22 protein-coding genes are annotated in these 23,500 nt (G+C 37.9%); 10 read left to right on the top strand and 12 right to left on the bottom strand.

Annotation, left to right across the window (positions count from 1 at the left end; translation table 11 throughout):
* Positions 1-97: 97 nt before the first annotated feature.
* A complete protein-coding gene (locus IGQ45_04130; GenBank protein MBF2056415.1) occupies positions 98-1,339 on the bottom strand; it encodes an LL-diaminopimelate aminotransferase in 1,242 nt (413 codons plus the stop codon).
* 146 nt (positions 1,340-1,485) lie between these two features.
* Here IGQ45_04130 and IGQ45_04125 point away from each other — a divergent pair, with 146 nt between their 5' ends.
* The 4 genes from IGQ45_04125 to lnt all read left to right on the top strand — a co-directional run bounded on the left by IGQ45_04125 (position 1,486) and on the right by lnt (position 3,820).
* Complete coding sequence (locus tag IGQ45_04125) at positions 1,486-1,743, top strand: AbrB/MazE/SpoVT family DNA-binding domain-containing protein (protein ID MBF2056414.1); 258 nt, start codon at positions 1,486-1,488, stop codon at positions 1,741-1,743.
* 7 nt (positions 1,744-1,750) lie between these two features.
* The gene (locus tag IGQ45_04120; protein MBF2056413.1) at positions 1,751-1,942 is read left to right on the top strand and encodes a putative toxin-antitoxin system toxin component, PIN family; all 192 of its coding nucleotides are present in this window, start codon (positions 1,751-1,753) and stop codon (positions 1,940-1,942) included.
* Entirely contained in the window at positions 1,879-2,178 is a 300-nt protein-coding gene (locus IGQ45_04115) for a putative toxin-antitoxin system toxin component, PIN family (protein ID MBF2056412.1), read from the top strand. Before IGQ45_04120 ends, IGQ45_04115 begins: the two co-directional genes overlap by 64 nt.
* A gap of 70 nt (positions 2,179-2,248) precedes the next feature.
* On the top strand, positions 2,249-3,820 hold the full coding sequence (gene lnt, locus IGQ45_04110) for an apolipoprotein N-acyltransferase (GenBank protein MBF2056411.1): 1,572 nt from the start codon (positions 2,249-2,251) through the stop codon (positions 3,818-3,820).
* A 199-nt stretch (positions 3,821-4,019) separates the two neighbouring features.
* Here the strand turns inward: lnt and IGQ45_04105 are convergent, their stop codons facing one another.
* Positions 4,020-4,661: a DUF3747 domain-containing protein gene (locus IGQ45_04105; GenBank protein ID MBF2056410.1), complete on the bottom strand. Its 642-nt coding sequence runs from the start codon at positions 4,659-4,661 to the stop codon at positions 4,020-4,022.
* A 279-nt stretch (positions 4,662-4,940) separates the two neighbouring features.
* On the opposite strand from IGQ45_04105, the gene IGQ45_04100 reads away from it, so the two are divergent.
* Positions 4,941-5,498 (top strand): nicotinate-nucleotide adenylyltransferase, encoded by a 558-nt coding sequence (locus IGQ45_04100; protein ID MBF2056409.1) that lies wholly within the window; start codon positions 4,941-4,943, stop codon positions 5,496-5,498.
* 288 nt (positions 5,499-5,786) lie between these two features.
* On the opposite strand, the gene mreC is transcribed toward IGQ45_04100, so the two are convergent.
* Both mreC and IGQ45_04090 read right to left on the bottom strand, forming a co-directional pair.
* A complete protein-coding gene (mreC, locus tag IGQ45_04095) occupies positions 5,787-6,539 on the bottom strand; it encodes a rod shape-determining protein MreC (GenBank protein ID MBF2056408.1) in 753 nt (250 codons plus the stop codon).
* 2 nt (positions 6,540-6,541) lie between these two features.
* Complete coding sequence (locus IGQ45_04090) at positions 6,542-7,591, bottom strand: rod shape-determining protein (GenBank protein ID MBF2056407.1); 1,050 nt, start codon at positions 7,589-7,591, stop codon at positions 6,542-6,544.
* 206 nt (positions 7,592-7,797) lie between these two features.
* Here IGQ45_04090 and IGQ45_04085 point away from each other — a divergent pair, with 206 nt between their 5' ends.
* The 3 genes from IGQ45_04085 (at position 7,798) to IGQ45_04075 (ending at position 11,037) form a co-directional block, all read left to right on the top strand.
* Positions 7,798-8,805, top strand: a complete 1,008-nt coding sequence (locus tag IGQ45_04085; GenBank protein ID MBF2056406.1) for a phosphoribulokinase — start codon at positions 7,798-7,800, stop codon at positions 8,803-8,805.
* A gap of 181 nt (positions 8,806-8,986) precedes the next feature.
* Entirely contained in the window at positions 8,987-9,259 is a 273-nt protein-coding gene (locus IGQ45_04080) for a hypothetical protein (protein ID MBF2056405.1), read from the top strand.
* 215 nt (positions 9,260-9,474) lie between these two features.
* Positions 9,475-11,037, top strand: a complete 1,563-nt coding sequence (locus IGQ45_04075) for an SUMF1/EgtB/PvdO family nonheme iron enzyme (GenBank protein MBF2056404.1) — start codon at positions 9,475-9,477, stop codon at positions 11,035-11,037.
* Positions 11,038-11,103: 66 nt separating this feature from the next.
* On the opposite strand, the gene fabF is transcribed toward IGQ45_04075, so the two are convergent.
* From fabF to IGQ45_04055, 4 genes are all read right to left on the bottom strand, one after another.
* Positions 11,104-12,354 (bottom strand): beta-ketoacyl-ACP synthase II, encoded by a 1,251-nt coding sequence (gene fabF / locus IGQ45_04070; GenBank protein MBF2056403.1) that lies wholly within the window; start codon positions 12,352-12,354, stop codon positions 11,104-11,106.
* 287 nt (positions 12,355-12,641) lie between these two features.
* A complete protein-coding gene (acpP, locus tag IGQ45_04065) occupies positions 12,642-12,890 on the bottom strand; it encodes an acyl carrier protein (GenBank protein ID MBF2056402.1) in 249 nt (82 codons plus the stop codon).
* A 213-nt stretch (positions 12,891-13,103) separates the two neighbouring features.
* Positions 13,104-13,241 (bottom strand): photosystem II reaction center protein K, encoded by a 138-nt coding sequence (locus tag IGQ45_04060; protein MBF2056401.1) that lies wholly within the window; start codon positions 13,239-13,241, stop codon positions 13,104-13,106.
* Positions 13,242-13,537: 296 nt separating this feature from the next.
* On the bottom strand, positions 13,538-15,214 hold the full coding sequence (locus IGQ45_04055; GenBank protein ID MBF2056400.1) for an ABC transporter ATP-binding protein/permease: 1,677 nt from the start codon (positions 15,212-15,214) through the stop codon (positions 13,538-13,540).
* 16 nt (positions 15,215-15,230) lie between these two features.
* On the opposite strand from IGQ45_04055, the gene IGQ45_04050 reads away from it, so the two are divergent.
* Entirely contained in the window at positions 15,231-15,380 is a 150-nt protein-coding gene (locus tag IGQ45_04050; GenBank protein ID MBF2056399.1) for a hypothetical protein, read from the top strand.
* On the opposite strand, the gene IGQ45_04045 is transcribed toward IGQ45_04050, so the two are convergent.
* The 4 genes from IGQ45_04045 to IGQ45_04030 form a co-directional block, all read right to left on the bottom strand.
* Positions 15,377-17,776, bottom strand: a complete 2,400-nt coding sequence (locus IGQ45_04045) for a methyl-accepting chemotaxis protein (GenBank protein ID MBF2056398.1) — start codon at positions 17,774-17,776, stop codon at positions 15,377-15,379. The genes IGQ45_04050 and IGQ45_04045 overlap by 4 nt on opposite strands.
* A gap of 187 nt (positions 17,777-17,963) precedes the next feature.
* Positions 17,964-18,509 (bottom strand): chemotaxis protein CheW, encoded by a 546-nt coding sequence (locus IGQ45_04040; protein ID MBF2056397.1) that lies wholly within the window; start codon positions 18,507-18,509, stop codon positions 17,964-17,966.
* Between the two features lie 2 nt (positions 18,510-18,511).
* Entirely contained in the window at positions 18,512-18,877 is a 366-nt protein-coding gene (locus IGQ45_04035; protein ID MBF2056396.1) for a response regulator, read from the bottom strand.
* Positions 18,878-19,008: 131 nt separating this feature from the next.
* Positions 19,009-20,034: an ABC transporter permease gene (locus IGQ45_04030; GenBank protein ID MBF2056395.1), complete on the bottom strand. Its 1,026-nt coding sequence runs from the start codon at positions 20,032-20,034 to the stop codon at positions 19,009-19,011.
* A gap of 284 nt (positions 20,035-20,318) precedes the next feature.
* On the opposite strand from IGQ45_04030, the gene infB reads away from it, so the two are divergent.
* Positions 20,319-23,345: a translation initiation factor IF-2 gene (gene infB / locus IGQ45_04025; protein MBF2056394.1), complete on the top strand. Its 3,027-nt coding sequence runs from the start codon at positions 20,319-20,321 to the stop codon at positions 23,343-23,345.
* Positions 23,346-23,500 lie beyond the last annotated feature (155 nt).

Here is a 23,500-nt window from a genome sequence, read left to right as displayed (position 1 = left end):
GTGAACCAAGAATCCCCCACTATAACCCGTAGGGTTTAGTGGTGGGAGTGTCAAAAAGTTCAATTTTATTGAGCGGACTTTAATTAAATTAGTTAAATTATGAGGCAAAATTAAACGCTGTAGTAATGCGGTTCATGGCTTCTATAACATTTTCTCTGCTGTTAAAGGCACTAAGACGAAAATAACCTTCTCCAGCGCCCCCAAAACCAGAACCGGGAGTGCCGACAATGTTAACATTATGAAGTAATTTATCAAAAAAGTCCCAACTGGTAAGATTATCGGGAGTTTTTACCCACACATAGGGGGCATTTTCACCACCATAAACCGTTAATCCAGCTTTGCTTAATTCATCCCGAATAATACGGGCATTTTCGAGATAAAACTTGACTAATTCCCTAATTTGAGCTTTACCTTCATCAGAATATACCGCTTCAGCGCCCCTCTGCACAATATAAGAAACCCCGTTAAATTTCGTAGATTGTCGGCGATTCCATAATTTCCAAATTTCTACCTCTGTGCCATCACTGGTTTTTCCTGTTAAACTTTTTGGTACAACGGTAAAAGCGCAACGGGTGCCTGTAAAACCAGCATTTTTAGAAAAAGAGCGAAATTCGATGGCACAATGGCGCGCGCCCTCAATTTCAAAAATAGAATGGGGTAAACTGGGATCGGTTATAAACGCTTCATAGGCGGCATCAAAAAGGATAATTGCGCCATTGTCGTTAGCATAATTAACCCATTGTTGCAAATATTCCTTAGTGGCGGTAGCGCCCGTGGGATTATTAGGAAAACAGAGATAAATCAAGTCCACCTTTTCCGTAGGGATTTCGGCGGTAAAATGGTTGTGGGCGCTGATAGGAAGATAAACTAAACCTTCATATTCTCCCTTTTCATTCACTTCTCCCGTATGCCCAGCCATCACATTAGTGTCCACATAAACGGGATATACAGGGTCAGTAACAGCAATTTTGTTGTTTTTGCCAAAAATATCCAGAATATTACCACAATCGCACTTAGAACCATCGGAAATGAAGATTTCATCGGGGGATACATCACAGCCACGAGCCTGAAAATCATGAGTAGCTATTTTCTCTCTTAACCAACTATAACCTTGCTCTGGTCCATAACCTTTAAATGCGTCACGATTACCCATATCTTCCACTGCCTTAATCATAGCTTGGCGACAGGCTTCGGGTAAAGGTTCGGTAACGTCACCAATTCCTAGTTTAATAATTTTAGCATCGGGATTCTCTTGGGCAAAGGCGCTGACTCGTCTGCCAATTTCGGGAAATAAGTAACCTGCTTTTAATTTGAGGTAGTTATCGTTAATACTTGCCATTATTAATATTTGTAAAGATATAACCTTTAATCATATCATTAGCAGTAACGGAATCAACATCTTATAGTGTTAATAATATTTTAGTTTAATAGTGCTAATATGAGTGTTATATAATGTTAAATTAAATATTAGAACAAATAAATCCGATGAAAGGTACTGCAATTGTTACTTCTGAAGGTCAAATAAGTTTACCAATAGAATTTAAAAAACAGCTAAAACCGGGAGATAAATATACTATTGTTGTCACAGAAAAATCTTTAATTTTAGAAAAAATTATTAAAGAAAAAGCTCATCTTGATCATTTTTTAAAAGAGTTGGAAAATATTGAACCTGATGCGGATAAACCATCTTTAGAAGAAATTAGCACAGTCGTAAAAGAAGTAAGACAAAAGTTATGGACTTAATAATTTAATGAATGTTATTTTAGATGTCAATGTGTGGATTTCTGCTCTATTATGGGGAGGAACACCTGCTAAAATTTTACGATTAGCATATCAAAATAAAATAGTTATCTTTATTTCTGAAGAAATAATGTTGGAATTAAAAACAACATTGAGAAGACAAAAATTTCAAAAAAGAATAGAAAAAATGGTCATTCTATAGAGTATTTGCTCAATTTTGTTGAAGATATTTGCTCCTATTGTTCTAGTAATTTTTTAGAAGTTGAAGAATTAAGAGACTCTAAAGATACTATCATTTTATCGGCGGGAGTGAGCGCACCTGCTCAAGTTATTATTACTGGCGATTTAGATTTATTAGTTTTGGTGAATTTTAATCATATTTCTATTCTTAATCCTCAAGATTTTTTAACAAAATATTTCCCAAAAGTAATTAACTAAACTAGCACTAATGAAAAAAGATTATTCTCTAATAATTTTAGCAATTATTTCTTTAGCTAGTGGTGTTTTAATGGGATTCACTGTAGCGCCCTTCACCATTTATTTATTAGCTTGGATTGCCATAATTCCCCCCTGGATTTTAGTTCAACAAAAATCACTTAAAAAAGTTATTTTAACTTGTGCAATGTGGGGCATTGGTTACCATGGTTTAGCTTTATTTTGGATTACTGGGATTCATCCCATGACATGGATGGGGGTTAGTTGGTTCAACAGTTTACTAATTGCTATTTTTGCTTGGTTTTTTATTACGGCGTGGGGCGCTAGTTTAGTTATTTTTTGGGGAATCATATTTCATTTTTATCTAAAATTAGTTAATTTGTCTGAACTTAAAAATTACGGTTCTAAAATTTGTTTAAAAATATTAGGGGGTATAACCATTTGGTGTTTAACGGAAAAAATTTGGAGTTATTCTCCCTTATGGTGGTCGTCAATTTCTTATACTCAAAGCCCTTATAATTTAGCAATTTTACAGTTTTTAAAAATTTCAGGTATTACCACAATTACCGCCTTATTAATTTTAGTTAATGGTTTATTTGCTGAAAGTCTTTTATTAAGTTTTCCTATTATTTCTCCTTCTTTTAGCAAGATTAGGGGAGAGCAAATTTTCTTTGAAAAAGAGAAAAAAGTAAATAAAAACTTGACTAAAAAGATAATATCATTAAGTGTAATTATTTTTATTTCAGCGCACTCCATCGGTTATTTAATGTATCGGCAACCCCTTAACGATTTACCAGAAAATTTAGTAAAAGTTGGTATTATTCAAGGTAATATACCCAATACTATCAAACTGTATGAATCGGGAGTGAGGAGGGCGCTGGATAACTATAAAAATGGCTATGAAATTTTAAGTTATGGTAATCCTGATTTAATCATTACCCCCGAAACTGCTCTACCTTTATACTATGAAGATATAGTTAATAACACTCAAATTTACCAAAAAATATTAGATAAAAAAATCCCAATTATTTTAGGGGGATTTGGTAAAAAAAATAATGGCTTTACCAATAGCCTATTTAGTATTGATAGGGAGGCCAAGTTAATTGGTAGATATAATAAAGTAAACCTTGTACCGTTGGGAGAATATATCCCATTTCAAGCAGTTTTAGGTAAAATAATTGATCGTCTTTCCCCTTTAGATGCCCATTTATTAGCAGGAGAAAAACAACAAGCATTTTTAACCAACTTAGGCAAAATTACCGTAGGGATATGCTATGAATCAGCCTATGCCGAACATTTTCGCCGTCAAAATGCACAAGGAGGAGAATTTATCATTACAGCTTCTAATAACGCTCACTATAGCATAGTAATGCCCTCCCAGCATCATGCCCAAGATGTCATGAGGGCAATTGAGGGAGGGCGCTGGATGGCAAGGGCAACTAATACAGGTTATTCTGGTATTGTTGACCCTCACGGTAACACAATTTGGCAATCATCCATTAACGAATTTCAAGTTTATCAAGGGAAAATTTATCGCCGTCAAGATAAAACTTTATATGTATTATGGGGAGATTGGCTACTTAAATTATTGGTGATTGGGTTAATTTTATCTTGGTTTTTAATATTAAACTTCTGGAAAAAATAGCTTTTTTTTTACTGTATATCGGGCTAAAAGCCCGATTGGTAGAGATGTTTATTTTTATAAAAAAACAAGACTATTCATGTAAAAATAGCGTTAAAAAGAGAAAACAATCGAGACTACTGTGAAATGAAAAACCTCATAATTGTCAATTATCTATTCTCAATTATCCATTACCTTCACCATACCACTTTTTAATTAAGCCCTAATTAGATGGTGCAACAATATCTCTCACATTTCCATCAGGTAAGGTATTATTTTCAGGTAAAGTGTTATTTTGAGTGGTAGCAGGTTCTTGATAGCTAAAATAAAAATGACCTAAAACTTTGCCCTGATAAGCTCTTTTTGTTAACTGCCAGCCTGGATTAAGATTAATTTTCATGGGTTGACCATTCATCCCAGTGGTAGTACCTATATTAATACGAGTGTTAGTGTTAGGATTAAATCCAATTAAATTTAAAACTCCATTACTTTCTACTAAATTAAGAATATAACTTTGTCCATAATCTTGTCCATTGTAACGGATGGAATAACCGTTAGCATCGGTGGCGCGGCGACAATGTCCAGTAAAATCAAAATTACTCAACAATAGGTTAACATTAGTGGGATTTTCTCCGACTTCCTGCCAACAGGTATTTCTACCCGGAATTTGCTCAATAACTAAGAGATTGAATCGGGGGATACCGAATAATGGTGGCAGGGTTTGGCTTACTGCAATAACATCGGTTTGTACCATATTAACTTCACTAAAGGTTGCATCAGCTTTAGTTGCTTGAATGGGTAATAAACTAGCAACGGTAGTTACCGCTAAGGTCATTAATTTTAAAGCGTAAGAAGATTTGCTCATAATTGATTGTTTGATGATTTGAATACACTTGAACGAGAATATTTATTTGCTGTTAACTAGCTTAGTTATTATTCTTCCACGAAAATTATACTTTGGAAGTAGAAATATTATCTACTTAAATTAATTCAGCTTATTTGACCTTTATTAAATAATTTTAGTTCCATCTATGGACAATTGATAATTTACCATTGATAATAAATTATCTTTGATTAGAGAGTTAAAATCGCTTTCAATGTTGGTCAAGTTTAGTCAATACCGTTATTTAAGATAATGCCAGTGATGGAAATTGCAATTTTTGGCACAAGTGCCGATCCCCCTACCAGCGCCCACCGCCTTATTTTAGACTTTTTGAATCAAAAATTTAATTTAGTGGCTGTGTATGCCTCTGATAACCCCTTTAAAACTCATTCTTGTGACCTATACCATCGCAATCAAATGTTAGGTTTATTGATTAGTGAGTCAAAATTATTATCGGTGCAATTAGCACCAGAAATCAGCGCCCTCCGCACCATCCATTCCGTGGAGAAAGTACAACAAAAATGGGGAGAAAATATTGTTATTACCGTAGTGATAGGAAGTGATTTAATACCGCAAATTTTCAGTTGGTATGAAGCCGAAAAATTATGGACACAAGTGAAAATATTGATTATTCCCCGTGAAGGTTATCAACCCACTCCAGAAATTATTAATCAACTCAATCAATATGATTATGAAATAGCCGATTTTATCATGCCTTCCATCTCTTCTACCGATTATCGAGAGGCTAAAAATGAACAGGTTTTGACTCCTGCCATTAAAAGTTATATCAAAGATCATCATCTTTATCATAAGGGTTGATGAAAAAGTGGAGTGGTGAGGGGAGGTGTCAGGTTTCAGGTGTCAGGTGTCGCGGTGAAATGCTTATAAATTAAAGAGTTAAGCCAAATAGTTATTTTTCATAAATTGCTCATTGGTATCAACAATTATTGATTGGGAAGAAGGAAATACAGTATTTTTGGAGAAAAAAGTCAATTTATGACACTTTTTATTATGTAGAATAGACTTTAAACCTTTATTTAACAAGGGTTTTGATTTATTCAGCAGACCCTAATTATTCATTATTAATTATTAATTATTAATTATTAATTATTCATTATCTATTGCTACCATAACCCAATCAAGGAAAGCTAAAGGGGAGGTAAATTCTATCTCTACTTCAGGCGCTGGACTTTTGTTGAGGTGGAGGGCGCTGACTTTGCCGATGGGAATATCGGGAGGAAAAATACTGCTGATATTAGAAGTCGTCACCAAATCCCCCATATCCACATCCGTCACCTTAGCATAAAATTCCATAATACCAACTTGAGTGGATTGACCTTTAATAAACCCTTGATAGCCCGTGCGACTGGTATTAGCGCCCACCCGACTGTTATAATCGCTGATGAGTAAAACCCGACTGGTATTAGGGGTAACTTGAATGATTTTTCCCACCAAACCCCCCACACTAATCACCACATTATCAACTTTTACCCCCACATTTTCCCCTTTATCGAGGGTGATAATTTGCCACCACCCATCAGGATTGCGCCCGATGACGCGCGCCGTGACAAAATTTTGGTTACTGTTACCTTGATAATTAACCAGATTTTGTAACTCTTGATTAGTGGTTTTTAGTTGTTCAATTTCATTGAGTAACTGTTGAATCGTGCGATCTTGATATAATCTTTCTTTCTCTATGGTTAGATTATAATTAAAAGGGCGAGAAACCTGATAAAGAATTTCATTAATTACCGCCCCTTGCGTATAATAAATTAAAAGGGCAAGGGCGCCCGTCACCGCCCCCCAAATCAACTGACTACCGTTTCTATGCCACCAACGGCGAATACTTTTAACTAACATAATTATCTTCTGCGACTAACTCTACCCAAACGGTTATAATCTTCCAACACCTTTCCCGTACCGTAAACCACACATTGAAGAGGATTTGGGGCAATATGAGTAACAATACCCGTTTCATTAGTAATTAAACTATCAATCCCTCGTAACAGCGCCCCTCCCCCTGCCAACATGATACCCCGATCAATAATATCCCCTGCCAACTCAGGAGGAGTTTGCTCCAAAGTTTTCTTAATCGCTTCCACGATTACCCCTACAGGATCAACAATACAGGCTCTAATTTCTTCCGCCGTAATAATAACAGTTTTCGGCAATCCCGACACCATATATAAACCCCTGATTTCCATATCCTGTGGCTCATTTTCCGTAGGATAAGCAGAACCTAATTGAATTTTAATCTGCTCCGCCGTGCGCTCACCAATAATTAAATTATATACTCGCTTGAGATGACGAGAAATGGACTCACTAATTTCATCCCCAGCTACTCGCACCGAATCACTATAAACAATGCCTTGGTAACTCAAAACCGCTACTTCCGTAGTACCCCCTCCAATATCCACAATCATACTACCTACCGCTTCCTCTACGGGTAAACCAGCGCCCAACGCCGCCGCCACTGGTTCATCGATAAATTCAATATTTTCAATGGCGCCCGAACTTTCCATGGCTTCTTCCACTGCCCTTCTTTCTACTGTGGTAATGCCACTAGGTACACCAATAATAATTCTGGAACGACTAAGAGAGTTATTACCCCGCACCTTACGAATAAACTCCCGTAACATCATTTCAGTGATTTTAATATCTGTAATTACCCCATCCTTCAGAGGTCTAATGGTTTTCACATTAACAGGAGTGCGCCCTAACATTTTTCTGGCTTCTTCCCCTACGGCGATGGTTTGTTGTCTTTCCACATCAATGGCAATCACCGAAGGTTCATTTAAGACAATATCCTTTCCCGGCACATAGATTAAGGTATTGGCTGTTCCTAAGTCAATGCCCATATCTTGAGACTCAGAAAAGCGATCAAAGAACCCCATGTTATTTCTCCTCAACATAAACAATATCAGAGAATATCTTAATGCGCTTTTTTACGTTTTGTGAATTTCCCTTGATCTTCCATCATTATACACAGATTTATTGGCAACAAGTCAAAGAAGAAAATAACATAAAACTAGAATAGTGTGCAGTTCACTGGTAAGATAGCAAACAATAACAACATTACTGATAAAAGTATATTTACTTTCACTTATAGAGGAAAATAATGAACCAAGATAAAATAGTAATTATTGGAGTTGCTGGTGACTCTGGTTGCGGTAAATCAACCTTCTTACGCCGTTTAGAAGACTTATTCGGTAAAGAATTTATGACCGTAATCTGTCTCGATGACTACCACAGTTTAGACCGTAAAGGCAGAAAAGCTGCTGGTGTCACCGCCCTAGACCCTAGAGCTAATAACTTTGATCTCATGGCAGAACAAATTAAAGCCCTTAAAAATGGTCAAGCTATTGATAAACCTATTTATAACCACGAAACAGGAGAACTCGATCCTCCCGAAAGAATTGAACCTAATAAAGTAATCGTTATCGAAGGTTTACACCCACTTTATGATGCTAGAGTGAGAGAATTAGTTGACTTCAGTGTTTACCTCGACATCAGCGAAGAAGTTAAAATCAACTGGAAAATTCAGCGAGACATGGCGGAAAGAGGTCATAGTTATGATGATGTAGTAGCTTCTATCATGGCGAGAAAACCTGATTTCACCGCTTATATTGAACCTCAAAAACAATATGCTGACGTTGTCATTCAAGTATTACCGACTCAATTAATTGAAGAGAAAGAAGGTAAAATTTTACGAGTACGTTTAATCGAAAAAGAAGGTATCGAACTTTTTGAACCTACCTACTTATTTGATGAAGGTTCGACCATCGATTGGCGCCCTTGTGGACGTAAGTTAACCTGTTCTTATCCCGGTCTAAAAATGTATTATGGACCTGATAACTACATGGGTAATGAGGTTTCTATTCTTGAGATTGACGGACAATTTGATGATCTTGAAGAGATGATCTATGTAGAAAGTCATTTAAGTCGTACGGGCGCTAAATACTATGGTGAAATGACCGAGTTACTATTAAAACATAAAGATTATCCCGGTTCTAACAATGGTACTGGTTTATTCCAAGTTTTAGTTGGTTTAAAAATGCGCGAAACCTACGAAAAAATTACTGGCACTGTAGCTAATACAGAAGCTAAAGAAACCGCTAACGTTTAATTCATGGTTTTGATCACAAAATTCGTCCCTCACCATGAGGGGCTTTTTTTTGTTTTGTGGTGGTGGGCGCTGGGTAAACAATCAAAAAGATTATATCAACCCTTGAGAGGTTAATATGAGAGGTAGGGAGTAATTAGAGCTACTCCCTAATTAACCAAATAATAGTTAAGGTAATTCTATCATGAGTACAGTTACAGACAATGATTTAAGGGAGTTAAAGGATATGATTATACAATTAAACGATCGTATGATTGCCCAAAATGAACAAAACAACGAAAAATTAAACGATATTAAAGTAGATTTAGCTACCATCAAAAGCGATGTTAATGGGCTAGGGAAAAGATTAGATAACCTTGAGTTTACTAATCGAGGTATTTTTATTACGGTTGTCAGTGGATTACTCTTAGCTACCTTGACTTTAATCTATAAATTCTTAGCGCCCCCCATAGGGTAGAATTTCAGCGCCGTTTCACGATCAAATGTTACCTTTTTTTGGTAGCACCTTAAAACTAGGGTACGATATAGAAAATAACGCTACCATCAGCACCATATCAAAGTCTTCCATTCTCAAGGAGAGATTTAGATGGGTTAAATTTTTAGGTGTAATAAGCACTTAAATATTTCTAATCAAATCAAATTGCCATAGTCAGAGCAAACGAGATGAATCCTATTTTAGAAAAGATGTTACGGGGAATAGTAGGGCAAAAAATAGGCTCTTATCGTCTCAATAAATTTATTGGTGTTGGTGGCTTTGGCGGAGTATTCCAAGCTAGTGAAATGGTGCGCAATACCCCCATAAAAGAAATTGCTCTCAAAATTATTCCCGAAAGTAGTGATGAGCAATTAAAAGAATTATTAACAGCCAGAGCATTAGAACATCCTTACTTAATTCGTTCCTATAATGTGGGTGAATGTGAATTTTTCGATACGGAAATGCTCTATTTAGCCATGGAATTAGCAAGTAGCAGTTTAGACCAAAAAATCACCACAGGTAAATTAACAACAGATACCGTAAAAAATATCACCACACAAGTAGCCAGTGGTTTAGCTTTTCTCCATGAAAATAATCGAGTGCATCGTGACTTAAAACCAGCCAATATTCTCTCCATCAATCAACAATGGAAATTGTCCGATTTTGGGCTAATTCGTGAGTTGAATAATAGCAGTTATACCGAAACGATCAACATAGGTGGTACTATCATTTATATGCCTCCCGAAGCCTTCGATGGTGAAATTTCCCCAGCTTGGGATATGTGGTCATTGGGTGTTATGTTAATACAAATGCTCACTGGTCAATTACCCTACGATTTTAATAATAATTATCAGAAGTTAACGGGTCAAGTAATCAAAGGAAATATCAAAATTCCGCCTTTACCCACTGAATTTAAGCTCATTGTGGAAGGTTGTTTGCAAAAAGACAGAGCGGAAAGATGGACAGCCTCACAGGTTTTCAATGCTTTATCTGCTAAACCATCCCCCGTAATTTCCTTCAATCAAGGAAAAGATTTTGTAGAAGATTTGGGTAATGGGGTTAAGTTAGAAATGGTTTATATCCCTGCTGGTAGTTTTATGATGGGCGCTAATTCGAGGGAGGAGGGCGCTTATGAGTCTCAATTTCCACCGCATCGAGTAAATGTAAAAGCCTTTTACATGGCAAAATATCCGATTACTCAAGCTCAGTATAAAGCTATGATGGGAGGGCAAAATCCTTCTCACTTTAAGGGCGATAATCATCCTGTGGACTCTGTATCTTGGGATATGGCACAGCTATTTTGTCAGCAATTATCAGAAAATACAGGAAAAATATATCAATTACCCAGCGAAGCACAGTGGGAATACGCTTGTCGTGCAGGTGCAACCACACCCTTTTATTTTGGGGAAACTCTGAGAGATGATTTAGCCAATTATAATGCTACTGATACTTATGGTAATGGAACAAAAGGCAAATATCGTCAGGAAACAACCCCTGTGGGAAGTTTCCCCCCCAATGGCTTTGGCTTATATGATATGCACGGCAACGTGTGGGAATGGTGCGCTGATACTTGGCATAATAACTATAGAAATGCCCCTAATTATGGTAGTGCTTGGGTTGAACAATCTTCTAACATTTTTGTAGTGCGTGGTGGCTCGTGGTATAGCCTTCCCAGCCGATGCAGATCTGCCCGTCGTGACTGTTACAAACGGGATACAGTCAGCAACTTAATTGGTTTTCGTGTTATTTTTCAGGGGTAGCCATTAATTGTTGACTTTTTTCTTTCTCAATAACGTAGGGCGATGCAGCGCCCACCCTACTCCTATTTACTTATACTTGCGAAAAGCAAGGGTAACATTGTGACCACCAAAACCAAAAGAATTGGACAAAGCCACGTTAACATCCAGCGCCCGACTCCCCTCAGCTACATAGTCGAGATCACAATCATCATCTGGAGTAGTTAAATTAATGGTAGGAGGTACATGATCATTGGCAATAGCCATCACCGTTGCCACCGCTTCAATACCACCAGAAGCACCTAATAAATGCCCCGTCATGGACTTAGTGGAACTAATGGCAATATTACGAGCATTATCCCCTAGCGCATTTTTAATTGCCTTGGTTTCCGTTTTGTCATTAGCTGGGGTGCTAGTGCCATGGGCATTAATATAATCAATTTGGTCTGGAGTCAAACCAGCATCTTTTAACGCCAATTCAATGGCTCTCGTTGCGCCTAAGCCTTCGGGGACGGGCGCTGTCATGTGGTAAGCATCGCAAGTCATACCATAACCCACCATTTCAGCGTAAATCCTCGCGCCCCTCGCCACAGCATGATTCAACTCCTCTAAAATTAAAATACCGCATCCTTCACCCATGACAAAACCATCACGATCTCGATCAAAAGGACGAGAAGCCGTTTCAGGGCTATCATTACGGGTAGAAAGAGCCTTGGCTGAAGCAAAACCAGCCATAGCCAAAGGCGTTACCGCCGCCTCCGTGCCACCACAAATCATCGCCTTAGCATAGCCTGAACTAACTAAGCGAAAAGCATCCCCAATGGCATTAGAACCAGCTGCACAAGCCGTCACAGGACAGGAATTAGGACCTTTTGCCCCCGTGTGAATAGCCGTCAAACCAGCCGCCATATTAGCAATCATAGTCGGTACAAGGAAGGGAGTCACGCGCCCCGGACCTTTACTCAATAAGATTTCCTGCTGATCCTCCATCACCTTCAAGCCACCAACCCCTGTACCGATAATAATACCTATATCGTGGGCATTACTATCATCAATAACCAAATTAGCATCCGCCAAAGCCTGTTTACTGGTGGCAACAGCAAACTGCGAAAACCGAGCCATGCGCTTGGCTTCCTTTTTATCCATATATTGGAGGGGATCAAAATTTTTCACTTCCCCTGCAATTTTACACACTTGATCAGTAGTATCAAAGAGAGTAATCAAGCCGATGCCATTTTTACCCTCTTTTAAACTCTGCCAATATTGTTCTAAATTATTTCCTATGGGAGTAATTGCCCCTAACCCCGTAACGACAACTCTTTTTAGTTGTTGATTCATAATACTTAATAACAATAATGAAATTATCTACTTTAATTCGCAGATGAAATATTTTTTATAAAAATAAAATTATTGTGGTAAAAACCTATTTTAAAAGTTTCAGATACCCTTAAATCTCCCTTATTAAAAAGGACTTTTTATGCAATTCCCCCCTTTTATAAGAGGGGCTAGAAGGGATCGAAAGTCAAAATAATCATTTTTAAAAAAGGTTCTGACAACCACACCATTACGATCGTGAAAAACAAGGGGTCAAAACCCCTTGCCAGTATCATTAAAATACCGTCGGACAATTAAGCGGTAGCTTTGGTTTTAGATTCAATGTGTTCAACCGCAGCACCTACTGTTAAGATTTTTTCGGCTTCTTCATCAGAAATTTCAATTTCAAAAGCCTCTTCTAAAGCCATAACTAATTCCACCACGTCTAAGGAATCAGCATCTAAATCATTAGCAAAATTAGCTTCGGGAGTGACATTTTCCGCTTCAACATCTAGTTGTTCGATAACGATTTCTTTTACCTTTTCAAATATTTCTTGATTCATCTTCAATATCAATTTTATTATTTAATCCGTTCTGGTTATACTTTCTCGATAATTTCGAGTTAAGATATTTAGTTTAACGGTTGACCGTTTCTTAGTTTACAGTTTTTTGTTCACCAATTCATCTTTATGGGTGAAAATAAAATTTTTTTTTTACACAAAGATACAAAATAAGGGAGCTATAATAATTAAGCTCCCTCTTATAAATTGTTATGTTTATCTGAAACCAACTGCTGCTTGCCATACAAAAGCCAACAACAAGAAGAAAAGAGGAATAACGGGTAAAACGTCCACTAAAGGCTTAAAGATTTCATAAGCCTCTGGTAATTTGGCGAGTAAAATAGTTGCTTCCATTGATAAATTATCCTTACTAAATCATTTTTGGTAATTAATATTTTATATTATCACCAAGGGCAAATGTTTAACAGTTTTAGTAATTCACCATAAGTTAATTTTTGTTAAACTAGCCTTGACAAAGGGCAAAGGTTAATAGGTTTTAGGTTGCAGGTTTCAGGTTGCAGGTGTAATTTTCAGACGATGATATAATTCGAGCAAAAAAATGAACTGAAAAAATCAATTAAAATATATTTTTTGTCAATTCTTTCATCTAATGCCTAACACCTAACACCCGAAACCTGACACCTCCCCTACTACTTAATTAAAGGATTAATTTGCCATGATTGATCATCATTAAATTTAAGCATTAATTGATGGTATTGCCGTAAACTTTCTCGATGTCCTACACTAATATAAGTGATGTTTTTTTCCTGTAAATGTTGATATAAATTAGCTTCATTGGTGGTGTCGAGGGCGCTGGTGGCTTCATCTAAAATGACGTATTCTGGCTCATTAATGAAAATACGAGCAAAAGCAATCCTTTGTTGTTCTCCTAAAGATAGCATTTCTGCCCAGTCTTTTTCTACTTCAAAACCGCCAAATCTTTGCGCTAAATCACCTAAGTTTACTAAAGTTAATACTGCTTGTAATTTCTCCTCACTAACAGTTTTTTCTAAGCTCGGATAAATTAATTGCTCTCTTAGAGTACCAATAATCATGTACGGGCGCTGGGGTAAAAATAACATTTCTGATAGTTGAGGGCGAAATATAGCGCCCGTCCCCGAATCCCATAAACCTGCTATAGTGCGTAATAATGAGCTTTTACCGCAACCGCTACTACCCATTACTAATAATCCTTCTCCTGACGGTAACTCAAAAGAAAGATTATTAAATAGGGTATTTTGATAATTAGGGGTTTCTAAAGTTAATTGTTGTACTGTTAATTTAGGTTCAATAATTGTATCAATTTTTCGTTGCTGAAAAGATGGCTGTTGAGAATCATCTAAGAAATTATAAAAACTCCATAAACGGTTGATTCCGGCTGCAAAACTGGTTAGAGATTGAAACCTACTGACAATAATATTTAACGAGAAAAACACCCTAGCAAAAGCGCCCGTCGCCTCACTTACTTTCCCGACTTCTAATTCTCCTGATAGGACGGAGGGCGCTACAACAATCGCTGGAATTACATAGGGTAAAAATTCAAAAGTATTGACAAATAAACCAAGATATAGTTCTTGCCAAACAATCAAAGAATTAAAATTTTGATAAAGATCATTAAATAATTTGCTAAGATGATTTTTTTCTTGATTTTCCCCTTGATAAAATGCGATAGACTCACTATTTTCTCTTACTCTCACTAAACCAAAACGAAAATTAGCTTCAGTTTGTAGTTGCGTAAAATTAAGATTAATTAATTTTTTCCCGAATACACCGGTAGTAATTAAAGTACCCAAAAGAGCGTAAACAATTAGAAAAATAACTAACTGTTGAGAAATTGACCATAAAACAGTACTAAAGGCAATTACCTGTAAAATTGATTGAATAATTACTAAGAAAAATGTTAAAGATTCTTGCGTAAAACTTCTAATATCTTCCGAAATACGTTGGTCTGGATTATCAATTTCTTTTTCCTTAATAGCTAATTGATAAAAAGAACGATTAGCAAAATATTTAGTTAAAAAATGATTAGTTAACCAGCGCCGCCAAAATAAACCAAGTTTACTTTGTACAAAAGAAAAACCAGCAAATAATGGTACATAAACCACCAAAACTAATAAAAAAGAAATCACAGCGCCCCTAAACAAATCTTCATCCTTGGCCGCTAAAGTAGAAATTAATTCCCCTTGATTTCTATTCAATAAAACGCTTAATTGTGTGTAAGCAATTAATAAAACCCCTAACAAAGCCAAGAGAGAAAAAGCGCCCTTCTTCTCTTCTCCTAACCAGTAAAGACGAGCAACCGCAAAAAATTTGTTAATAATATTCATGGATAAATAATGGACAATGGATAATGGACAATGGATAATTAATTATTTTTCTCCATTTCTCCCCGTCTCCCCTTCTACCTCTGCTTCCCCTTCTACCTCTGCTTCCCCTTCTCCCTTTCTCCCCTTCTACCTCTGCTTCCCTTTCTCCTTGATGATTAATAACTAACTAATTTTAAATTGATCCACCGCCGATTCTAACTGTTGGGCGATGTGCGCTGTATTTTGCATGGATTCCACAATTTTTTCCGATGACTTTAATCTTTCTTCCGATTGTTGAGCGATTTCTTCCATCAAATCTTCCACTGTCTGGGAAGTTTGCGCCTGAGATACCGTTGACAGAGAAATATTACGCATTAATTCATTAATATTACGAGAACGAGCCAAAACCAATTCTAATTGATTTTTAGCGCCCTCCACCAAACGAGTAGTATTAACAACTTCAGTGGTAGAAGATTCCATTTCCATGGATACCTCTTGGGTTTCTCTTTGAATTTCCGCCACAATTTTAGCAATTTCTTTGGTGGCTGAGGCAGACTGCTCCGCTAGCGCCCCTACCTGTTCAGCAACCACCGTAAAACCTTGCCCCTGCTCCCCCGCCCGACTAGCTTCTACACTGGCGTTAATAGCGAGAAGGTTTGTTTTCAGCGCGATTTCTTCGATGAGGGATACCACCTGAGAGATTTTTTGGGAAGACTCCCCTAAACGTTTCATTTTCTTGGCAGTTTCTCCCACGATACTGCGTAAGTTAATGATACTACTAACGGTTTCGTCCATGCCCTGAGAACCATTTTGGGTAACGGCATAGGCATCATCAGCTAAAGTGGAGGCTTGGTTCGCATTTTCAGCAATCTCGGCAACAATTTTTGACATTTGCTCCACTTCCCCTAAAGTAGCACGCGTCTTTTGCGTTTCTTCAATGGCTTGTTTTGTTAACTCCTGAATAGATTTTTCATCTATGGCAAGGGCGCTGTTTACTTTTGCAGTGCCTTCTTTTACTTGTAAAGCAATATCCTGCAAACTATCAAGAATAGCATTACATAAGTCAGCAACGGTACTCATTTCCATTGAACTCAAACTTGCCCTCACGGTCAAATCTCCGTCCATAGCGTCTTGTAAGTCTTCCAGTAGTTGATAAATACCCATTTCCAACTTTTCTTTTTCATCTTTTTGTTGGTTAGCAATATTTTCTTGCTCTTTAATCAGTTCTTTTACCTGTGCTACAAGAGTATTGAAATTGTAAGCAAGAGTGCGACTTTCTTCAGTGCCTTCTAAGTCTGCTTTGACATCTAAATCTCCTTCAGCTACTTGTTTTGCTTTATCCGTTAAATTAACAATAGGTTGGGAGAAGTTTTGAGCCAATAAAACCACACTACCTACCGTTAATAAGACTAAAAAGAGAGCTAAAGAACCAAAAATTAAGGCTAACTCATTACCAGCATTAGCAATTTCTTGACCTTCTACCGACATCACCACCACAAAATTAGTGTTAGGAATAGGAAGAAGTTTGAAAAATCGCTCTTGACTTTTAAAAGTTAAAACTAAACTACTTTCCTGAGTTCGAGAATTTTGTAAGGAAAGATTATTTACATCAGGAATGGCTAATAATTGCTCTAATAATTCTTGAGGGTTTTCCGTGCTTAAATTTTGTTGAAATAACTTTCCTAGTTGAGTAACAACTTCTCCCCCTACCAGTTCATTACCGATGTTACTATCTGGTGAGGTTAGGGAGGTTAGAATTTGACTGGTTTCTACATCAATAATTTGTAATACCCTTGTATCGATCAAGTTACTTAGTAAAAGGTCAATAATCGCATTTTCTAAGGATTGACTGGGAATACTAATTTTAGAAATGCCTAAAAGTTCCTGATTAACGGGGTTAATGAGGGGCGCTACAGTTTCAATTACCACAGTGTCTGTTGATTCATCAAATACTGAATTAAGAATTTTTTCTCCTTCTGCTTGGGCTATTTGCCACCACTCTTCATCACTTTGAACAAAATCAGAGGTAGGAGAACTGTAACCAAGGTTAAAACCGTTAGTATCGGTAATGATAACTTCTGCTATGCCTCCCGTTTGTACAATACCCGCTAAATATGTGTTTAAATCAGGGTTTGCGTTCAGTAATTTATCATTTTGAAACCTTTGTTCTAAGCTATCAATATCTAAACTTAATAAATTTTCTGTTCTTACAATTACTTCACTATTTTTTGCTGTTTCTATTATCAGTGAGTTGCTCTCTAATTTTCTTTTTAAATTCAAGGCATCCTCAAGGAAATTAGTCGCCACATTTTGAGCAGTAGTACCAATTTGTTCTAGGTTGGCTAACTCATCTCTTTCCGCACGATAACTAGTAATATTAATGGTGATACTACTAGCTACTAATAGGGGAATTAAGGTACTTGGTAAAATTGTGGTTAATAGTCTCTGCCTTAATGTACCACCTTTTTTAGTGATTTCTTGTTCATTTTTTCTGGGGTTTCCTTGATCCATAAATGTTGATTTAGGTAATAAATTTTGGTTTATATCTGAGGAAATAATGGCTTCAGATTGTGGATTAGTCATAGTCTTAAATATAGATATTATTTTGATAAATTAAATTTTATGTTAGGGGAGGTTTCAGGTTTAAAACCCTCAATAGACTCTTGTACAAGAAAAAGATCAATAAACATAAGTTTCTTGTCAATTCTTTAACCTAACACCGCGACACCCGATACCTGACACCAACAATTAATTCTATTGTTGCGTAACATCAGTTAGTAAGGGAAATAATTTTTTGTAAATTTAAAATAGGTAAAATTTGTTCTTTATCTTGTTGCAGTTTTTCGACATAGGTAACAATTTTTGGCTCTATTTGAGTCAATGAACTATCATCAATAGTTAAATTTTGCTCACTAATGCGAGTAATGCCCTGTATTTTATCCACCGCTAAACCTAGCCATAACTCTGAGGTGTTTTTTGTCGGCAAAAAGTCAGCCACGTTAATAACTATCACATGATAGCGCCGAGCATAAACAAGGGCGCTGGGTAAGTATAACAGTTGCGGTAAGTCGATAGTGAGAAACACTTTTTCCCGTGAACTACATAACCCCATCACATAAGGTAACATTTGCGGTAAAGGGGTGATCTGATCTCGGTTGATAAGTTGCGATTCCCTGACATGAGTCATGGCCATTAAAGCGCTGATGTCAGGCGTTATTTGATAACGTAAATATCTTTCTCCCGTGAGGGCGCTTTCTTTAAAAAGTTCTGGTAATAATTGACGGAGACGGGCGCTGGTTGATAGACTTTCAGACATAATCATTCCATGGCATTATTAACGGCGTTAACTAATTCTTCTGAAGTGCAGGGTTTAACAACATAAGCCTTAACTCCCTGCTTGGTTGCCCACATTTTATCCACATCTCGATCTTTTGCAGTACAAGCTACTACGGGAATAGTTGCCGTGTCAGGGTTTTTTCGTAATTGACGACATAAATCAAGTCCGCCCATTTCTGGCATCATCCAATCAGTGACAATAAGATCAGGTTTACTGGTGTTGAGTTTTTCCAGCGCCTCTCGCCCATGTTGTGCCGTAATCACCATAAAACCAGCATCTGTTAAATATTGATTTAATAGGTCTAATTCTGATTTCAAGTCGTCCACTAATAATATCGTTTTACTCATTTTTACTTGGTTAATTTCTTGGGAAAAATTAGATTACTAATTTTACTTAAATATTTTTTTTATCTTCGCTAATCATACTACGGACAATGAATAATTAACAATGCCCTTCTGCCTTTTCCCCTTCCCTGTCATCAATAACGAATACGAGGATCAACATAAGCATTAATAACATCGATAATGACACTAGCGCCCACCACCATTATGCCCATAAATACCATAATTCCTTGTACAGTGGGATAATCGCGCTGAGAAATAGCTTCGTATAAACGATTACCTAAACCGGGCCAAGAAAAGGTAACTTCCGTTAACACAGCGCCCCCCAACAAAGAAGCAAAAGTCAAACCCATCACTGTAATTACTGGTATTAAAGCATTTTTTAGAGCATGGACTAATAGAATACGAGTTTCAGGAATACCCCTTGCCCTAGCAGATTCCACATAATCAGCTTGAAGGGTAATGCGTAAATTCACTCTCACCAGTCGCTCAAAAATACCACTGAGCAAAATTCCCAAAGTTAAACAAGGTAATGTTAAGTGATGTAAACTGGTCAAAAATTGCGGTAAATTGAGAGTCAATAAACTATCTATTAGATATAAGCCCGTTATGTGAGAAGGAGGGGTAACACCGATGGGGAAACGGGCGCCGAGAGGAAAAAGCCGTAATTGCACTGCAAAAATTAATTGCATTAGCATTCCTACCCAAAACAGAGGTAAAGCATAGGTAATGATGCCAAACAAGCGCCCTCCGCCGTCAAAAATAGTATTCGGTTTACTAGCAGACACCAAACCGATAATTACTCCCACCGTGATAGCCACCACCATAGCGCCCGTCGCCAATTCTACGGTAGCTGGAAAATATTGCACGATAATATCACCCACTTTTAAGCCTCGACTGGTGATAGATGTACCGAGATCAAGCCGGATAAGTTGTCCTAAATAGTTGATATACTGTACCCAGAGGGGCGCTGTTAAGCCCATTTGCTCTCTTAATGCTTTTTTTGCCTCCTCTGGCGCCCTCCCCCCCAAAATGGCATCTACGGGGTCTCCGGGTGTGGCTCTGAGTAGTAAAAATACTACGGTGACAATAGTCCAAACCATGACGGGCGCTAAGGCAAGGCGGGCAAGAAGATAGTATTGTAAAGATTTTAGTCGAGACATATTTAAAGGGGCAAAGGGCAAAGGGCAAAGGGCAAAGGTAAGTATTAAAACTTTAGGAATTAGGCGCTAATAACAATATTCTGTCATTATGAGTTTAACGAAGGATCATGAAGAATCTCAAAATTCTCAATTTTTCTTTAAAATGTGTAAACTCTAAACTTGTTACTTCTTACTTATTACTTTTTACTTTTCTCATTCTCCATAAATTATTGGTTATCGTTAAAATAAATTAGTAAAGTGACCAAAAATAAATTATAATAAATCAGATTACAGGCAATTTGTGGATGAGTAAAAGAATAAACGTATTATCAAAAGAAATCGGACTAACCAACAGCCAAGTATTAGAGATTTGCACTCAACTAGCAATTAGTAGTAAAACCCATAGTAGCAATATCTCTCAAGAAGAGGAAAACCGTATTAGAGAAGTAGCCAAAAACTATCAAATGACATCGTCCAAAACCAAAGGAAAAAGTAACTCCAGTTCCCCCAAAAAACCCCAACCCCCTACATTGAAATCCGATAAGCCCAATAAGCCTAAGTTGGAAATTGTCGCCATTCATAAAAAAAATCGAGAGCAGGATAATTCGGTGACGGGCGCTGAAACTACCCCAACTCCAGCATTAAAAGCTCCCCCTCGCCCGAATGCTCCCCTCAGCAATGGCAAAGAACCAAAAATTGAACCGTCACCATCAGTGGCGGAAATTTCTCCTGTGGAAAACCTCAAAAGTCCACCACCACGTCCACAAAGTAACGGTATTGAGACCAAACTAGAACAAACACCACCTCAAGAATTAACACCTCCTGTGGAGTTGAAAGCACCTCCAGCGCCCCCCAAAACTAGCCGTAAAGAAATAGAAAGCGAAGCACCTCAAAAGCCTCGCTCGGTAGCTAAATTAATGGATTCCATTGATAGTGACCGTAAACCGAAACCAAGAGTTAAATCGAAACCCTCTATCTTCTATGGTAGTAAGCCCACCATAGAAGATAGAGAAGAAGAACCGAGAAAAGTGGCGAAACCAGTGGCGCTGAAGGAAGAAGCAAAAACTTCTACCATCAAAGCACCACCGAGACCAAAATTACAAAGACCTCCCCAGCGCCCTCCAGAAGTGGTGGACGAGGCAGATATTGATGATGACTTAGAGAACAAGTCCACTGATAATGACGATGATTTTGATGGAGAAGTCACATTATTAGAAAAACCCAAACGTGCTAAACAAAAAGTTAAAAAAACGGGAGTAGAAAGCACTTGGGATGAGGAAGAAGATACCGATAAAGAAAATAAAAAAGCTGGTAAGAAACGTAAATCTTACATCCTCGAAGATGATGACGACTTAATCGATCTTCTCGATGATGATGGAGAAGGAGATGCCATGCTAAATTTAGCCTTGGCAAGACCAGATAAACCAGCTAATACCACCGTCAAAGCACCTGAAAAAACTAAATCCCCTCGTCGTCAAAAACCAAAAATTGATCGAGGAGAGAGTAACGCTAAAGTTGCCGAACAGAAAAAAATTAAACAAGAAAAAGAAAAACCAGAACAAATTATTCTCAAACAGAGTTTAACCCTCCGAGAATTAGCTGATTTAGTATGTGTTAGTGATACAGAAATCATCAGAATGCTTTTCTTCAAAGGAATTGCGGTTAATATTACCGAAACTCTTGATCTTGATATTGCCAAAATGGTCGCTGAAGAATTAGAAATCGAAGTTATTACTCAAGTGGATAAAGCCAACGCCTCTAAAACGGAAATGTTGGAAGAAAAAGACTTTGATTATCTCAGCCATCGTCCTCCTGTGGTGACTATTATGGGCCACGTTGACCATGGTAAAACCACTCTCTTAGATTCCATCCGTAATACCAAAGTAGTATTAGGGGAAGCCGGGGGAATCACCCAGCACATTGGGGCGTATCATGTGGATGTGGAGCATGAAGGCAAAACTCAACAAATAGTATTTTTAGATACTCCGGGTCACGAAGCCTTTACCGCCATGAGGGCGAGGGGCGCTAAAGTAACCGATATTGCCATTCTGGTGGTGGCGGCTGACGATGGAGTGCGCCCTCAAACCAGAGAAGCCATTAGTCATGCTAAGGCTGCCAAAGTTCCCATCGTGGTTGCTATCAATAAAATTGACAAAGCTGGAGCTAATCCAGACCGGGTTAAGCAGGAATTGAGCGAATTAGAATTAGTGCCCGAAGATTGGGGCGGTGATACTGTAATGGTGCCTGTTAGTGCTTTAAATGGTGAAAATCTCGATACTTTATTGGAGATGATCGTCTTAGTGTCCGAAATGGAAGAGTTACTAGCTAACCCCGACCGTATGGCTAAAGGTACGGTAATTGAAGCGCACCTCGACCGTGCCAGAGGTCCAGTGGCTACCCTCTTAGTACAAAATGGTACATTAAGGGTGGGAGATGTCATTGTGGCTGGTTCAGTAGCTGGTAAAATTCGTGCCATGATCGATGATCGAGGGGCTAAAGTGGATGCTGCTACTCCTTCATTTGCGGTGGAAGTTCTCGGTTTAAATGAAGTGCCTCAAGCTGGGGATGAATTTGACGTTTACGCCAATGAAAAAGAAGCTAGACTCCTAGCCGAAAGTCGGGCAGAAGATCAGCGCACCACACGCTTACAACAGGCTTTATCTTCTCGCCGAGTCAGTCTCAGCACTTTAAGCGCTCAGGCTCAACAAGGGGAGTTAAAAGAGCTAAATATTATCCTCAAAGGGGATGTACAAGGTTCTGTAGAAGCTATTTTAGGTTCTCTCAAGCAGTTGCCCCAAAGAGAAGTACAAATCCGAGTTTTATTAGCTAGTGCAGGAGAAGTCACGGAAACTGATGTGGATTTAGCGGCGGCTAGTGGTGCGGTAGTTATTGGTTTTAATACTACCCTTGCCCCTAATGCTCGTCAGGCGGCAGAGCAAGAAGGCGTTGACATCCGTGAGTATAATGTCATCTACAAACTCCTTGATGAAATTCAAGGGGCGATGGAAGGTTTACTCGATCCCGAAGAGGTGGAAGAAAGTCTCGGTAGAGCTGAAGTTAGGGCTGTCTTCCCTGTGGGTAAGGGCGCTGTAGCTGGTTGCTATGTCTTATCAGGCAAAGTTGTCCGTAATCGTTTCATCCGAGTGTTACGCAAAGGTGAGGAGGTTTATAACGGTAATTTAGATTCTCTGCGCCGTGTGAAGGATGACGTTAAGGAAGTAGCGTCGGGTTTTGAATGCGGTATCAGTATCAATAAGTTTGGTAATTGGCAAGAAGGGGATATTATTGAAGCCTACGAAATGGCGTTTAAACGTCGTACTCTTTCTCAATAATTATAATGGGGTTGAATCTTATTCAACCTCTTTTGTCCGTTTATAATTGATAAATTAAGCTATCTTTGAACGTTCGTTGCGACAGTCCCCAATCTCAGCAAAGCGGATTGGGGAAGGATAGCGACACCCTTATTTATTTCCCCCCTTCTTGATTT

Origin of the sequence: Cyanobacterium sp. T60_A2020_053 (genome assembly GCA_015272165.1) — a bacterium.
GTDB lineage: Bacteria > Cyanobacteriota > Cyanobacteriia > Cyanobacteriales > Cyanobacteriaceae > Cyanobacterium.
Note: the sequence above shows the minus strand (reverse complement) of the source record. Positions and strands in the feature narration are given on the sequence as shown.

What these genes read in the sequence shown, in the direction of transcription:
- IGQ45_04130 (MBF2056415.1), bottom strand. Translation starts at nt 1,339, where the DNA reads ATGGCAAGTATTAACGATAACTACCTCAAATTAAAAGCAGGTTACTTA.
- IGQ45_04125 (MBF2056414.1), top strand. Translation starts at nt 1,486, where the DNA reads ATGAAAGGTACTGCAATTGTTACTTCTGAAGGTCAAATAAGTTTACCA.
- IGQ45_04120 (MBF2056413.1), top strand. Translation starts at nt 1,751, where the DNA reads ATGAATGTTATTTTAGATGTCAATGTGTGGATTTCTGCTCTATTATGG.
- lnt (MBF2056411.1), top strand. Translation starts at nt 2,249, where the DNA reads ATGGGATTCACTGTAGCGCCCTTCACCATTTATTTATTAGCTTGGATT.
- IGQ45_04105 (MBF2056410.1), bottom strand. Translation starts at nt 4,661, where the DNA reads ATGAGCAAATCTTCTTACGCTTTAAAATTAATGACCTTAGCGGTAACT.
- IGQ45_04100 (MBF2056409.1), top strand. Translation starts at nt 4,941, where the DNA reads ATGGAAATTGCAATTTTTGGCACAAGTGCCGATCCCCCTACCAGCGCC.
- mreC (MBF2056408.1), bottom strand. Translation starts at nt 6,539, where the DNA reads ATGTTAGTTAAAAGTATTCGCCGTTGGTGGCATAGAAACGGTAGTCAG.
- IGQ45_04090 (MBF2056407.1), bottom strand. Translation starts at nt 7,591, where the DNA reads ATGTTGAGGAGAAATAACATGGGGTTCTTTGATCGCTTTTCTGAGTCT.
- IGQ45_04085 (MBF2056406.1), top strand. Translation starts at nt 7,798, where the DNA reads ATGAACCAAGATAAAATAGTAATTATTGGAGTTGCTGGTGACTCTGGT.
- IGQ45_04080 (MBF2056405.1), top strand. Translation starts at nt 8,987, where the DNA reads ATGAGTACAGTTACAGACAATGATTTAAGGGAGTTAAAGGATATGATT.
- acpP (MBF2056402.1), bottom strand. Translation starts at nt 12,890, where the DNA reads ATGAATCAAGAAATATTTGAAAAGGTAAAAGAAATCGTTATCGAACAA.
- IGQ45_04060 (MBF2056401.1), bottom strand. Translation starts at nt 13,241, where the DNA reads ATGGAAGCAACTATTTTACTCGCCAAATTACCAGAGGCTTATGAAATC.
- IGQ45_04055 (MBF2056400.1), bottom strand. Translation starts at nt 15,214, where the DNA reads ATGAATATTATTAACAAATTTTTTGCGGTTGCTCGTCTTTACTGGTTA.
- IGQ45_04050 (MBF2056399.1), top strand. Translation starts at nt 15,231, where the DNA reads ATGGATAATGGACAATGGATAATTAATTATTTTTCTCCATTTCTCCCC.
- IGQ45_04045 (MBF2056398.1), bottom strand. Translation starts at nt 17,776, where the DNA reads ATGACTAATCCACAATCTGAAGCCATTATTTCCTCAGATATAAACCAA.
- IGQ45_04040 (MBF2056397.1), bottom strand. Translation starts at nt 18,509, where the DNA reads ATGTCTGAAAGTCTATCAACCAGCGCCCGTCTCCGTCAATTATTACCA.
- IGQ45_04035 (MBF2056396.1), bottom strand. Translation starts at nt 18,877, where the DNA reads ATGAGTAAAACGATATTATTAGTGGACGACTTGAAATCAGAATTAGAC.
- IGQ45_04030 (MBF2056395.1), bottom strand. Translation starts at nt 20,034, where the DNA reads ATGTCTCGACTAAAATCTTTACAATACTATCTTCTTGCCCGCCTTGCC.
- infB (MBF2056394.1), top strand. Translation starts at nt 20,319, where the DNA reads ATGAGTAAAAGAATAAACGTATTATCAAAAGAAATCGGACTAACCAAC.